The sequence below is a fragment of the Leclercia sp. S52 genome, from assembly GCF_039727615.1.
GTDB lineage: Bacteria > Pseudomonadota > Gammaproteobacteria > Enterobacterales > Enterobacteriaceae > Enterobacter > Enterobacter adecarboxylatus_B.
Genome location: NZ_CP152474.1, coordinates 3,086,620 through 3,099,141, shown reverse-complemented (window position 1 = coordinate 3,099,141; position 12,522 = coordinate 3,086,620). Strand labels below are relative to the sequence as shown.

The window sequence follows — 12,522 nt, the reverse complement described above, 5'->3', positions numbered from 1 at the left end:
GCTGATTTGTTAAAGCTATGTAAAGCCGGTAGCGGCAGAAAGCAAAAAAGCCCGCTTCGCAGCGGGCATAATTAAGCGTTGTCAGCCGATCAGAACTGGTAAACGATACCCAGCGCGAACTGGTCGTCGGTGCTTGCACCGGTAACGCGTGCGTCACGGTCATCCAGCAGGTTGAACTTATATGCGGTATAGACGTTCATGTTTTTGTTGAAGTAGTACCATGTACCCAGTTCAACATAGTTCACGAGGTCAGCGTTTACGCCGCGAACGCCGTTGCGTTCACGAAGATCCTGGCCTTTGGAATAGACGTAGCCCAGAGAAGGGCGCAGGCCGAAGTCAAACTGATACTGCACCACGGCTTCGACATTCTGGGTTTTGTTGGCAAAACCGACATCGCCAGCCCAGGTCATGTTGCGGGTTTCACCGTACATCACCGCAGCGTAGAGGTTGTTGGCATCATACTTCGCTGCCAGCGACCAGACTTCAGCGGTATCGCCATAGCCATCAGCAGACTGCTTGTTGGTGCGGTCAGACTTGCCGTAGACGCCCACGAAACCAAAGCCATCGAAGTTATAGGCGAGGGAGGTGCTGTAACCGTCCCCGTTGGCTTTCTCTAACTGTTTATCGTGGTTTTTGCCCTGGTACTGCAGCGCAAAATCCAGGCCTTCAACCGCGCCGAAGAAGTCCGAGTTGCGATAAGTCGCCACGCCGGTGGTACGGCCCGTCATAAAGTTATCGGTATGAACCCAGGAGTCGCCACCCCATTCCACCAGCATATCGGTGTACGCACCGGCGTCGTAGGCCACGCCGTAGTTACGTCCGTAGTCAAAGGAGCCGAATTCACCGAATTTCAGGCCAGCAAACGCCAGACGGGTGCTCTCATCCTGCTCGCCTTCCGGGGCGCTGGCGGTCATGTTGTACTCAAACTGACCGAAACCGGTCAGGTCGTCGCTGATTTGCGTTTCGCCTTTGATACCGAAACGGGCGTAGGAGGTATCAAAGTTTTCGCTGTTGCTATCGTCGGTGTTGTTCCAGATACGTTCGCCGACCATCTTTCCGTACAGATCGAATTTATTGCCGTCCTTGTTGTAGATTTCAGCCGCATTTACCGCGCCAGCGCTCAACAAAACAGGGACGAGGACTGCCAGAACTTTTCTTTTCATTATATATTCCCTTCAATGTATTTTCTTAATGAATATACGCAACCCCCCTCCGGGTTACGGGGTCAATACTATTTCAGGGTGGGTTTTTACTCTTTCAAAATAAATGTAACTAAATCATTTAGATTATTTCAAAATATTAATAATAGTGATATTATATGTTATTTTTATGATTGTTAAGATGACATATTTTCTGTCTATTGATATTTATATCAGATAGTTATTTGAAACATAAATTCATTGTTAAGAGTTATGTTTGAGGCGCGCCGAAGCGGTAATAAAAAAAGCCCGATAACAGGTATCGGGCGAAAGGTAAGGGGGGGAATTTAAGAGCATTTAATGGTGTAACGTTAAAAAAGCGCCGTAATGATTGCACAGTTGCCCGCTTAAGCAAATATCTTATCCGGATAATAAAAAATGAAATAACGCCCTTATTAGGCTGCCTCCCGGCGCAAAAATTTCAGAGATGAATAAATTTGACAGAATCATAAGTGTGTTCAATATAAAACGGCGTACGATCAACTTAACGCAAACCGGTGACGGCAAACGTGTAACGGAAGAGTGCGTTTTATCGAAAAATGTGATTTATTTCACGGTTTGGATTGGCGATGTGAATGCGGCGAGCAAACTGCCGCGAAAAGGAAAGGACGAACATGGAACAAAAACACGATCGCAGCCTGGGAGGCAAGCTGGCCCTGTGGGTATTTTATGCCTTTTGCGGCTATTTCATCTGGGCAATGGCCCGCTATTTGTGGATCGTCAGTAAAGTCACCTCGGTATCGGGGCCGCTGATTGAGGACGATCTCGGCTCAACGTCCGGCAAATGGTTGAGCGCCCTGTGCGGTTTTCTGCTGTTAAGCGCGGTGGGGGCGATCCTCGGCGCTATTGCGTGGTACACCCGGCCACGTGATGTGTCAGAAGAGTAAATAATTGCTATTGTACGGCTTTTCACTTTAGGGAAAGCGCAATGGAACTCGTGCAATGGCAGCAACGTTTTGAAGGCTGGCTGAAGGCGCATCATGCTACCGATGATACCGCCCATGATATCTCCCATTTCCGCCGGGTCTGGAACACCTCTCAGAGGCTGATGAAGGATCAGCCGGTTGAGGCGCTGGTGATCCTGACGGCCTGCTATTTTCACGATATCGTCAGCCTGCCGAAAAACCATCCGCAGCGGGGCCGTTCGTCGCAGCTGGCCGCTGAAAGAACGACGGCCATCCTGCGCGACGACTTTGCCGATTTCCCCACCCATCACTATGCGGCGATCCAGCATGCCATCGAGGCGCACAGCTTCAGCGCGGGCATTACGCCGCTTACCGCTGAAGCGAAAATCGTGCAGGATGCTGACCGGCTGGAGGCGCTGGGCGCGATCGGTCTGGCACGCGTCTTTGCCGTCTCCGGTGCGCTGGGGGTGCCGCTCTTCGATCCGGATGATCCCTTTGCCGATGCCCGTGAACTGAACGACAGGGCGTTTGCGCTGGACCATTTCCAGACCAAACTGCTTCGCCTGCCCGAGACGATGCAGACCGCCGCCGGTCGACAGCTTGCGCGACAGAGCGCCGATGTGCTGATCCAGTTTATGGCCCGCCTCAGTGCCGAGCTGCGCGGCGATTACGACGGCGTGGACGCCGCGGTGCTGCAGCGTTTCCGCGACAGTCTGTAATGCCTTTCTGTGTTACTCTCTCTTAAGTCCCTATTGGCCCGGTTAAATCTATGCAGGAAAATGTATCAGTGATGGAGTCCGCGCTTGTGCTGGCAGAGAAATCAACGGCGTCAGTCCAGGCGTTATTGTGCCAGCTGCTGGAAATTTACGATGCCAGAACGCTGGCTCATCTTCTGAATGCTCATGGCGACAGCCACTGGAGCCCGGCGATCCTCAAGCGACTGGTGACCAGCGAGCGGGCAGGCCGTCGCCTCAGCGACGGTGAATATGGCGTACTGCAAAACCTGCTCCCGCGTCCCCCGGCCTGTCATCCTCACTATGCCTTCCGCTTTGTCGATCTGTTCGCCGGGATCGGCGGCATCCGTCATGGCTTTGAGGCGATTGGCGGCCAGTGCGTGTTTACCAGCGAGTGGAACAAACACGCGGTGCGCACCTACAAGGCCAACTGGTACTGCGATCCGGATGCGCACCAGTTCAACGATGATATTCGCGAAGTGACGCTCAGCCACCAGAGCGGCGTCACGGACGACGAGGCGGCGCAGCACATCCGCAACGCCATCCCGGCGCATGACGTGCTGCTCGCGGGTTTCCCGTGCCAGCCTTTCTCGCTGGCCGGGGTATCAAAGAAAAACGCCCTGGGCCGGGCACACGGCTTTGCCTGCGACACCCAGGGAACGCTGTTCTTCGACGTGGCGCGCATTATTGATGCCCGCCGTCCGGCCATTTTCGTGCTGGAAAACGTGAAAAACCTGAAGAGCCACGACGGGGGCAAAACGTTCCGCATCATCATGCAGACCCTCGACGACCTGGGATATGACGTAGCGGATGCTGCCGAGAGCGGGCCTGACGATCCGAAGATCGTCGATGGTAAACACTTCCTGCCCCAGCACCGCGAGCGCATTGTGCTGGTGGGCTTTCGTCGCGATCTTAATCTGCGGGGCAACTTCACCCTGCGCGATCTCCCTGGGCTGTGGCCGGCACGCCGACCGACGATTGCCGATCTGCTCGAGCCCGTCGTCGACGCCAAATTCATTCTCACCCCGGTGCTGTGGAAGTACCTCTATCGCTATGCGCAGAAGCACCAGGCGAAGGGCAACGGGTTTGGCTTCGGGATGGTCGATCCGACCAACCCGAACAGCGTTGCCCGCACCCTGTCGGCGCGCTATTACAAAGACGGGGCCGAAATCCTTATCGACCGTGGCTGGGATAAAGCCCTCGGCGAACGGGATTTCGACGATCCGCAAAACCAGCGCCACCGTCCTCGCCGCCTGACGCCGCGCGAGTGCGCCCGCCTGATGGGCTTTGAAACCCCGCAGGGCTACCAGTTCCGCATTCCGGTGTCGGATACACAGGCCTACCGTCAGTTTGGCAACTCGGTGGTGGTCCCGGCGTTTGCCGCCGTCGCCCGACTGCTGGAGTCGCGTATTCTGCAGGCGGTACAGCAACGCAAGGCTGAGACGGTTAATGGCGGACGTTCATAACAAGGCCACCCGCAGCAAAAACATGCGCGCCATCGGCACGCGGGACACGGCCATTGAAAAACGGCTGGCAGACCTGCTGACGCAGGTCGGTTTTGAGTTCCGCGTGCAGGATGCCAGCCTCGCCGGGCGGCCCGATTTTGTGATTGATAGCCACCAGTGCGTCATCTTTACCCACGGCTGTTTCTGGCATCGCCACAACTGCTATCTGTTTAAGGTCCCGGCGACCCGCACCGACTTCTGGCTGGACAAGATTGGCAAAAACGTTATTCGCGACAACCGCGATATCGCCTTGCTACAGCAGCAGGGCTGGCGGGTGCTGGTGGTGTGGGAGTGCGCGCTGCGCGGCAGGCTGAAGCTGGACGACAGGGCGCTCACCGAGCGGCTGGAGGAGTGGATCTGCGGCGGTGGAGAGACCGCCCAGATCGACACTCAGGGCATTCGCCCGCTTAGGGTTTCTCCGCCTGACAGGGCGTAACTTCCGGTTTGGCCGGTAACAGATACTTGCCTAACGTCACCAGCACTACCGCCATGATAATGATCCCCAGCGCCATCCATTCTATCGCCGAGAGCGTTTCGCCGCCGAGGCCGGTGCCCAGCAGCACGGCGACCACCGGATTGACGTAGGCATAGCTGGTAGCAACTGCCGGCGAAACATTGCGGATCAGGAACATATAGGCATTAATCGCAATCACCGAGCCGAAAATCGCCAGATAACCCACCGCCAGGAAGCCTGACGTGTCGGGCAGGGCGGTCAGCTTCTCGCCGGAGAGCAGCGACGCCACCAGCAGCACAATCCCGGCGGTGACCATCTCAATGGCCCCGGCCATCATCCCGGTGGGTAATTCGATGCGCGAGCCATACACCGAGCCAAACGCCCAGCTCATGGAGCCAATCAGGATCAGCACGGCGCCCCACGGGTTGCCGCTCAGGTTACCGCCGCTGTTGAGCAGAATAATACCCGCCATCCCGATGGCGATCCCCAGCCACTCCATCTTGCGCGTTTTGATGCCAAACAGGCGGCTGAAGCAGAGGGTGAACAGCGGCACGGTGGCGACCACCACTGCGGCGATCCCGGAAGGCACGTTCTGATGTTCCGCCACGGTGACAAAGCCATTCCCGACCGCCAGCAGTAGGACGCCGATCAGGGCGGCGTTGAGCAGCGGGCGCAGCGGCGGCAGCTTATGGCCGCGCAGAAACAGAAACGCCAGCAACAGCACCCCCGCAGAGAGGAAACGCACGCCCGCCATCATCAGAGGCGGCCAGCTCTCCACGCCGATACGGATCACGAAGTAGGTGGAACCCCAGATGATATAGAGCGCAAACAGCGCGCCCGCTAATGGTAAGACTTGCCTGAAACGCATACTCCCTCACGGCGTAATAAAAAGGTCGCATATAGTTAACGTGAAAACTATCACGCTGGCGAGCCCTTTAATTGTTCAATAGTTGTGAATTATTTGTTGATTTAAACGGGATAGTTTCGGGGTTCCCGGTTTTACTCCATACTGTTCAGGTTATTAACAAAAAAGAAGGAACGTAATTTTGGCGGGAAGTAGCTTGTTAACACTGCTGGATGATATTGCCACGCTGCTGGACGATATTTCGCTGATGGGAAAACTGGCGGCCAAGAAGACCGCGGGCGTGCTGGGGGACGATCTCTCCCTCAACGCCCAGCAGGTCTCGGGCGTGCGCGCTAACCGGGAGCTGCCGGTGGTCTGGGCGGTGGCGAAGGGCTCTTTGCTCAATAAAGTGATCCTCGTACCGTTGGCGTTGCTGATCAGCGCTTTTATACCCTGGGCCATTACGCCGCTGCTGATGGTGGGCGGGGCGTTTCTCTGCTTTGAAGGGGCAGAGAAAATATTGCACTCGCTCGAATCGCGTAAAAATAAAGGGAAGGAGAGCCCGGAAGCGCGGCAACAGCGTCTGGAGGCGCTGGCAGCTCAGGATCCTGTCACCTTTGAGCGGGATAAAATTAAGGGGGCGATCCGCACCGACTTTATCCTGTCGGCGGAAATTGTGGCCATCACCCTTGGGATTGTGGCGGATGCACCGCTGCTAAACCAGGTGCTGGTGCTATCCGGCATCGCCTTCGTGGTCACCCTGGGGGTCTACGGCCTGGTGGGGATCATCGTTAAACTCGATGACGTCGGCTACTGGCTGAGTGATAAAACCAGCGCGCTGGCGAAGATGACCGGTAAAACCCTGCTGGTGGTCGCTCCCTGGCTGATGAAGTCTCTGTCGGTAATCGGCACCCTGGCGATGTTCCTGGTCGGCGGCGGGATTGTGGTACACGGTATTGCCCCGCTGCATCATGCCATCGAACACTTTGCCCAGGCACAAGGTGCTGTTATTGCAACCGTTTTACCCACCTTACTGAATCTGGTGATCGGTTTGATCATTGGTCTTATTGTGGTGGCGGTAGTAAAACTCGTGGAAAAAATGCGTGGTCGCTCACATTAATAACTTCCAGCTATACCAGGCATAACTGTTATTCCTCGACTAAATTGATACAGTTTCACACTGATAAAGGAGGCGGTTATGGTCTTTCTGGTCAGCGATGAAGTTAAGCCAAAAAACGGCGGTCCACGTATGGTCGTCACCGGCTATGCAAGCGGAATGGTGGAGTGTCGCTGGTACGACGGTTACGGCATCAAGCAGGAAGCGTTTCGTGAAGATGAGCTTCAGCATGGTGACGGCACCCGGCGACAGGACACGGCTTAAGTCACGCTACGCCCGGCAATGCCGGGCGTTTTTGTGCACTATAATCGCTAACAGGCAGTAATATTACCGTCCCCGCCGGTGCGGATGGCTTTCAGGGAGTATGTGTGCAGCCCGACGATATTGTAAGAAAAGAGGTTTTTTTCGGCACGTCATCATTTTCATCCGGGCCGGGTTGTTAACATTTGCTTTATTACTGTTCTCATCTTCTCCACGCTATTGACCTGGCGCGAGGCTGTGGTGCTGGAGGACGCCTACGCTGCCACTCAGCACACCCATCTCGAGAACGTGGTCAACTCGCTGGATCGCCAGCTGCAGTTCAGCGTCGAAAAGCTGCTCTTCTTTCGCAACGGCATGCAGGACGCCCTTGAAACCCCACTGGCTTCGACGGTGCTGCGCGATACCGTCTCGCGTATCAGCGACCTGCGAGGAAAAAACGTCTGGGATCTGACTTTCGACGCGCGGCGCACTCTTACCCTGCATGGCGTTTCCGATGCCTTTGTCGAGCAAACCAACAGCCTGGTCCGCGACAACGAACGGCTGGAACAGGAGATGAGCGCCGCCTTCGAAATGGGCTATTTGCTGCGTATTAACGCCCCTGCGGCGCACGCCCGGCGCGTGGTCTACGTCTCCCGGGCGGGTTTTTACGTCTCGACCAATCCCGGCGACGGTCAAAGGGATATCGCCACCCGCTACTATCAGCTGGTGATCAGCCCGTGGTTTACCCGGCAGTCAGAGCGGGACAACCGGGCCCGCAGCGTGCGCTGGTTTACCGAGCAGGCTGCGCAAGAGCAGGTCGTCACGGTCAGCGTGCCGGTTGACTATCAGCGCTACTGGTACGGCGTTCTGGCAATTGATTTTACGCTTCAGGGGATGAGGAAGCTGCTGCAGGATGCGGTAGACGGTAACGGCGAAGGGGAATTCCAGCTCTACGATAACAGTCTAACTCTGCTCGCCTCCTCGGAGAGCATCGCCAGCCATACCAACCGTTTTGACGCGCGCGAGCGGGCGCAAATTGCTGGTGCCATGGCGAAGGATACCCAGGGGGAACTGCGGCTGGGGAGCCGTTACGTCAACTGGCAGCACCTGGACCACTTCGACGGCGTCCTGCTGCGTATCCACACCTTAAGGGAAGGGGCGCAGGGCGACTTTGGCAGCATTACCATTGCCCTGACGCTGCTGTGGCTGCTGTTCACCGGGATGCTGGTTGTCTCGTGGTTCGTGATCCGCCGGATGGTGAGCAACATGTACCGGCTGCAACACTCGCTGCAGTGGCAGGCCTGGCACGATCCCCTGACGCGCATCAATAACCGTGGCGCGCTCTTTGAGCGGGCAAAAGCGCTGGCGAAGCGATGCGAACAGCAGCAGCAGCCGTTCTCGGTGATGCAGATGGATCTCGACCATTTTAAAAGCATTAACGACAAATATGGTCACCAGGCGGGTGACAAGGTACTCACCCATGCAGCCCGGTTAATCACCAGCACGATACGCGAGGCGGACGTTGCCGGGCGCGTAGGAGGCGAAGAGTTTTGCGTGGTCCTGCCGGGGGCCGGGCCTGAAGAGGCGATGCTGATTGCCGAGCGGATCCGTGAGCGCATCAATGACCGCGAGATCCTGGTGAAAAAGAGCCAGACGGCGCGCATCAGCGTGTCGATCGGCGTCAGCAGCGCCCGTGAAAGCGGTAATTATGACTTTGAACAGCTGCAGTCCATCGCTGACGCCCGTCTCTACCAGGCGAAACAGCGAGGACGCAATCAGGTGGTCGGTCAGGACGAGAAGAAGTGATCCAGTCCTTCACGCCAGCCCGCAGGCCCGGGCTGTTGGGTATGGTAGACTCGCTCCGGATCGTCGTTTTTTAGCTGTACACCCTGGCGGTTAATGCCTTTGACCACCACCGCCAAGTCAACGCTATCCAGCAGCGGTGCGTCGTTTGGGCCATCGCCCAGCCCTAAGGTAGTGGGCAGCATGCCATCGCGCTGCAGGTACTGCTCGTTGAGCCAGTTGATAGCCTGATCTTTGCCGCCCCGGGCATCAAGGATGTGCCAGAAGCGCGCGCCCTGAACAAACTTCAGCCCCAGTTGCACCAGGGCCGCCTCAAAGGCTGCCATTTTCTCGTCACTGTCGCGCCAGATCAGCGTCACCGAGGCTTCGTGCAGCCGCGCCAGCATTGCTCTGTCGCGGTTGAGTCCGGTCCACTCGCTAATCACCCGGTCATCGACATCATCAAAGGTCGTGAACTTGTAACCCGCGTCTGCGCGCAGCTGATTGATCACCTTAACGATATCGGTATGAGAAACGCCGTTGATCAGCCGTGGGGCATCGGGGTGGTCGTTCCAGCGCACATCCAGCTGGATCACCGCGCCGTTTTCAGCAATAAAGGGCAGGCCATCCAGGCCGAGATCGCTCTGGATCTCCAGCATCTCCGCTGCGGTTTTGCTGCTGCAGAGAATGACCGGAATTTGATGGTCCTGTAAGGTCTCCAGCCAGCCGGTAGCGGGCTGCCAGTCGTAGGTATGGATATCCAGCAGTGTGCCATCCAGATCGCTATAGATGAGCAGCGGGTCCTCAAGTGAAGGCATAGCATCTCCCGTAACGGATCAAGGTTGCTTCATAGGATTTTTCTTAAAAAAATTTGCAGCAAAAGTTTCGCTTATGGAACCGATCCCGTTCAGGCCGCGCCCCAAGCCTGTTGGCAACCATAACGAATTTTTTAATTTCTCCGGGTAACTATAAATGTGCAAAATATATTCTTGTCTTACAAAAATTTTGCAGATAATGTCTACCCGACATCAGATTTCCTGGTGTAACGAATTTACAAGTGCTTCTTGCATAAGCAAGCTTGATCCCGGTCACCCCATGACCGGGATTTTTTTTCGTCTCACCGATTCACTTCCGTCACGCTAAAATCATGGATATCGAGCTCGAAGGCCTCAGCCAGCTCGCGCCAGGTGTGGTAATCCCGATCGTTTACCCTTACCCTGGTAGGGTCATCTTCAATCCGTTTTACTTCGCTCTCGCTGATTTCATTGATCGCGGCGAGCAGGGCATCGACGTCAACATTCACTTCCCGTTTTGCCGTTTCGCTGTACTCTTTTGCGGTCTTCATTACTCACTCCTCATTACCGGGTGTCCACCTGTAAGTATAGACCGTCGATAAAAGCGCCAATCGCGCGGCAACACGCTGCCAGTTTTCACGTTTTGTTCTACACTGGCTCAAAACCAGAGGAGGATTCTATGAAGGTCAACGATCGGGTAACAGTCAAAACGGACGGCGGGCCGCGCCGGCCGGGTGTTGTTCTGGCGGTTGAGCAATTTAACGAAGGCACGATGTATCTGGTCTCGCTGGAAGACTACCCGCTCGGGATCTGGTTCTTTAACGAACTTGGCCACCCTGACGGCATTTTTGTCGAAAGCCAGGAGTAGCGTTCGTGTCGGGTAGCGCGGGCTGGCCCGACCCTCATAGAACAGGGGAAAAATCTCTGGCATAGCCAGAGATCGGAGAACAATTGAAAAGGGGAGGGGTTAACGCAGGTTAACGTAAATTCCGTTGGTCACATTGTCCGTCAGCCGTACGACATGATAGATCACTTGCTTATTATGCGTTTTTATTTTCCTTTTAATATTTCCCTTATGTGACGAAACGGTCTTGGCTTTGATATTCATCTGATCGGAAATCTGAATCGTTCCCTGTCCGGCCATCCACATTCGCAGCATGCTGGATTCAGTTCGGCTTAATGATAAAGTCGGAAAATTAACTTTCGCTACACTCTTTATCTCTTTGCTTAAATAATCCCCCACCAGATCATCCAGAGATTCGGGCTTAATGGATTTTGAACTAATCAGAAGATTCTGACGGACCCGTAAATATTCGTCGAAATGGAGATTAGCAATCGCCATAAATACAATAAACAGCGTGCCGGGATGCTGATTAATGATTTGCTTAATTTGCTGACTGTTGGCGGGATCGTGAATGAAACAGTCCTCATTAATAAACACCACACCTGGCGTCAAGGCTTCACATGCGGCGGCAAGTTCGTCAACGTTGTGTACGTCGTTGATGTCTTTTTTCTTTACCCCTCTGCTGGCCAGATACCCGGTCAACCCTAGCCGGGTGTAACTGCATAAATCCATAATGATCGTTGACATGGCATACCCTCACTCAATGCATAACGATAATTTACCACCTGCCTGAGAGCTCTATAACAGCCATACGGGATGGAATAAATAATTACCTGTGAGCATTACAAGGACTTTCAGGCGAACTCACTATCCCGTAAAGTTACGTATAATTTGCCAGGAAACATCTTAAAGTAAAGTAAATGTTTAATATTGTGAGGTGGATAAAAACAATCAGGCCGCGCCAGATATATCCTGGTAGATGTTTCTCAATTCTTCTTTTAGGAATATCCTCAGAGAGACAATATAAAACACAGGGGTTATTATTTCGCGGAAAGTTCGCTCAGGATATTGCTCAGCAGATTAAATACCTCACTGAATAAGCGTTCACAGAAAGGCGCAATAAGCGGCATTAACAGGGAAATAAGCAAAATGCCGACGGTCAGGGTGATCGGGAAACCAATCACAAACACCGAGAGCTGCGGCGCCATACGGTTCAGTAAACCCAGCGCCAGGTTGACGGTCAGCAGCAGGGTGATGAGCGGCAGCGCCAGCATCAGGCCGTTGAGGAAGATCAGTCCGGCCGCGCGGGTCAGGGCCATAAAGGCGTTGCTGTTCACCGCGTCGCCGCCAATCGGCAGGGAGTGGAAGGTATCCACCAGCATCGAAATCAGCCACAGGTGGCCGTCAAAGGCCAGAAACAGCAGCAGCGCCAGCAGGTCGATAATACGGGCGATGATCGGCATGTTGAGCCGGCTACCGGGGTCAAAGAAGGTGGCAAACGACAGGCCCATCTGTAGACCAATCAGCTCCCCGGCCATGCGCACGGCGGCAAAGGCGAACTGCATGGTAAAGCCGATAGCCACGCCGATCAGGATCTGCTGTAGCCCGACCCACAGCGCCGGGGCTGAGAAAATCGGCACGTTTACCGGCGGCAGCGTTGGGGCCACGATAATGGTGATCAGAATGGCAAGGCCAATTTTCACCCGCTTGGGGATCGCCCGTTCACTGAGGATCGGCGCGGTGGAGATCAGGGCCAGAATGCGCAGCAGGGGCCAGAAGTAGAGGCCGAGCCACTCAAGCCATTGATCGCTGGTAATCTGCAGCATGGCTAGCCGATGATGTACGGCAGGTTAGTAAACAGATTACGCATGTAATCCAGCAGCAGGTTCAGCATCCAGGGTCCGGCAATAATAATCGCCACGAACACGGCAATGATTTTTGGGATAAATGACAGGGTCATTTCGTTAATCTGGGTGGCTGCCTGCAAAATACTGATGATAAGACCGGTGACCAGCGCCACCAGCAGCAGGGGAGCGGCAACGGAGATCGCGACTTTCATCGCCTCCGTGCCCATCATCATGACCGATTCTGGCGTCATTGCGCG

The 12,522-nt window shown here is 55.0% G+C and carries 13 protein-coding genes and 2 pseudogenes; 8 read left to right on the top strand and 7 right to left on the bottom strand.

What is annotated here, in order from left to right; genetic code table 11:
* Nucleotides 1-89: 89 nt before the first annotated feature.
* A complete protein-coding gene (locus AAHB66_RS14990) occupies nt 90-1,163 on the bottom strand; it encodes a porin (protein ID WP_347113463.1) in 1,074 nt (357 codons plus the stop codon).
* A gap of 650 nt (nt 1,164-1,813) precedes the next feature.
* On the opposite strand from AAHB66_RS14990, the gene drpB reads away from it, so the two are divergent.
* From drpB to AAHB66_RS14970, 4 genes are all read left to right on the top strand, one after another.
* Nucleotides 1,814-2,086 (top strand): cell division protein DrpB, encoded by a 273-nt coding sequence (gene drpB / locus AAHB66_RS14985; protein WP_191152472.1) that lies wholly within the window; start codon nt 1,814-1,816, stop codon nt 2,084-2,086.
* 41 nt (nt 2,087-2,127) lie between these two features.
* Nucleotides 2,128-2,823, top strand: a complete 696-nt coding sequence (locus tag AAHB66_RS14980) for a phosphohydrolase (RefSeq protein ID WP_347113462.1) — start codon at nt 2,128-2,130, stop codon at nt 2,821-2,823.
* A gap of 71 nt (nt 2,824-2,894) precedes the next feature.
* Entirely contained in the window at nt 2,895-4,304 is a 1,410-nt protein-coding gene (locus tag AAHB66_RS14975; RefSeq protein ID WP_347113461.1) for a DNA cytosine methyltransferase, read from the top strand.
* Nucleotides 4,288-4,779: a very short patch repair endonuclease gene (locus AAHB66_RS14970; protein WP_347113460.1), complete on the top strand. Its 492-nt coding sequence runs from the start codon at nt 4,288-4,290 to the stop codon at nt 4,777-4,779. The genes AAHB66_RS14975 and AAHB66_RS14970 overlap by 17 nt, the downstream gene beginning before the upstream one ends.
* Here AAHB66_RS14970 and yedA read toward each other — a convergent pair.
* Nucleotides 4,751-5,665 (bottom strand): drug/metabolite exporter YedA, encoded by a 915-nt coding sequence (gene yedA / locus AAHB66_RS14965; protein WP_347113459.1) that lies wholly within the window; start codon nt 5,663-5,665, stop codon nt 4,751-4,753. The genes AAHB66_RS14970 and yedA overlap by 29 nt on opposite strands.
* 178 nt (nt 5,666-5,843) lie before the next feature.
* Between yedA and AAHB66_RS14960 the strand changes: the two genes are divergently transcribed.
* The 3 genes and pseudogenes from AAHB66_RS14960 to dgcQ all read left to right on the top strand — a co-directional run.
* A complete protein-coding gene (locus AAHB66_RS14960) occupies nt 5,844-6,761 on the top strand; it encodes a DUF808 domain-containing protein (protein ID WP_347113457.1) in 918 nt (305 codons plus the stop codon).
* A gap of 78 nt (nt 6,762-6,839) precedes the next feature.
* On the top strand, nt 6,840-7,022 hold the full coding sequence (locus AAHB66_RS14955) for a DUF2158 domain-containing protein (RefSeq protein ID WP_191152478.1): 183 nt from the start codon (nt 6,840-6,842) through the stop codon (nt 7,020-7,022).
* Between the two features lie 159 nt (nt 7,023-7,181).
* Nucleotides 7,182-8,804: pseudogene (dgcQ, locus tag AAHB66_RS14950) on the top strand (cellulose biosynthesis regulator diguanylate cyclase DgcQ); the annotation flags it as partial.
* Here dgcQ and AAHB66_RS14945 read toward each other — a convergent pair.
* Entirely contained in the window at nt 8,786-9,598 is an 813-nt protein-coding gene (locus AAHB66_RS14945; protein ID WP_347113456.1) for a mannosyl-3-phosphoglycerate phosphatase-related protein, read from the bottom strand. The pseudogene dgcQ and the gene AAHB66_RS14945 overlap by 19 nt on opposite strands.
* A 299-nt stretch (nt 9,599-9,897) precedes the next feature.
* Nucleotides 9,898-10,125 (bottom strand): YodD family peroxide/acid resistance protein, encoded by a 228-nt coding sequence (gene yodD, locus AAHB66_RS14940; RefSeq protein WP_039032546.1) that lies wholly within the window; start codon nt 10,123-10,125, stop codon nt 9,898-9,900.
* A 128-nt stretch (nt 10,126-10,253) separates the two neighbouring features.
* On the opposite strand from yodD, the gene dsrB reads away from it, so the two are divergent.
* Nucleotides 10,254-10,442: a protein DsrB gene (dsrB, locus tag AAHB66_RS14935; RefSeq protein ID WP_185902371.1), complete on the top strand. Its 189-nt coding sequence runs from the start codon at nt 10,254-10,256 to the stop codon at nt 10,440-10,442.
* A 99-nt stretch (nt 10,443-10,541) separates the two neighbouring features.
* On the opposite strand, the gene rcsA is transcribed toward dsrB, so the two are convergent.
* The 3 genes and pseudogenes from rcsA to fliQ form a co-directional block, all read right to left on the bottom strand.
* Nucleotides 10,542-11,165, bottom strand: a complete 624-nt coding sequence (gene rcsA, locus AAHB66_RS14930) for a transcriptional regulator RcsA (RefSeq protein ID WP_191152481.1) — start codon at nt 11,163-11,165, stop codon at nt 10,542-10,544.
* 286 nt (nt 11,166-11,451) lie between these two features.
* Nucleotides 11,452-12,244: pseudogene (gene fliR / locus AAHB66_RS14925) on the bottom strand (flagellar biosynthetic protein FliR); the annotation flags it as partial.
* Nucleotides 12,245-12,246: 2 nt separating this feature from the next.
* Nucleotides 12,247-12,516: a flagellar biosynthesis protein FliQ gene (fliQ, locus tag AAHB66_RS14920; RefSeq protein ID WP_032612271.1), complete on the bottom strand. Its 270-nt coding sequence runs from the start codon at nt 12,514-12,516 to the stop codon at nt 12,247-12,249.
* Nucleotides 12,517-12,522: the final 6 nt, after the last annotated feature.

Excerpts from the sequence above, each read along its gene's own strand:
- yodD (WP_039032546.1), bottom strand. The coding sequence starts at position 10,125 with ATGAAGACCGCAAAAGAGTACAGCGAAACGGCAAAACGGGAAGTGAAT.
- yedA (WP_347113459.1), bottom strand. The coding sequence starts at position 5,665 with ATGCGTTTCAGGCAAGTCTTACCATTAGCGGGCGCGCTGTTTGCGCTC.
- AAHB66_RS14945 (WP_347113456.1), bottom strand. The coding sequence starts at position 9,598 with ATGCCTTCACTTGAGGACCCGCTGCTCATCTATAGCGATCTGGATGGC.
- dsrB (WP_185902371.1), top strand. The coding sequence starts at position 10,254 with ATGAAGGTCAACGATCGGGTAACAGTCAAAACGGACGGCGGGCCGCGC.
- drpB (WP_191152472.1), top strand. The coding sequence starts at position 1,814 with ATGGAACAAAAACACGATCGCAGCCTGGGAGGCAAGCTGGCCCTGTGG.
- rcsA (WP_191152481.1), bottom strand. The coding sequence starts at position 11,165 with ATGTCAACGATCATTATGGATTTATGCAGTTACACCCGGCTAGGGTTG.
- AAHB66_RS14970 (WP_347113460.1), top strand. The coding sequence starts at position 4,288 with ATGGCGGACGTTCATAACAAGGCCACCCGCAGCAAAAACATGCGCGCC.
- AAHB66_RS14990 (WP_347113463.1), bottom strand. The coding sequence starts at position 1,163 with ATGAAAAGAAAAGTTCTGGCAGTCCTCGTCCCTGTTTTGTTGAGCGCT.
- fliQ (WP_032612271.1), bottom strand. The coding sequence starts at position 12,516 with ATGACGCCAGAATCGGTCATGATGATGGGCACGGAGGCGATGAAAGTC.
- AAHB66_RS14980 (WP_347113462.1), top strand. The coding sequence starts at position 2,128 with ATGGAACTCGTGCAATGGCAGCAACGTTTTGAAGGCTGGCTGAAGGCG.
- AAHB66_RS14975 (WP_347113461.1), top strand. The coding sequence starts at position 2,895 with ATGGAGTCCGCGCTTGTGCTGGCAGAGAAATCAACGGCGTCAGTCCAG.
- AAHB66_RS14955 (WP_191152478.1), top strand. The coding sequence starts at position 6,840 with ATGGTCTTTCTGGTCAGCGATGAAGTTAAGCCAAAAAACGGCGGTCCA.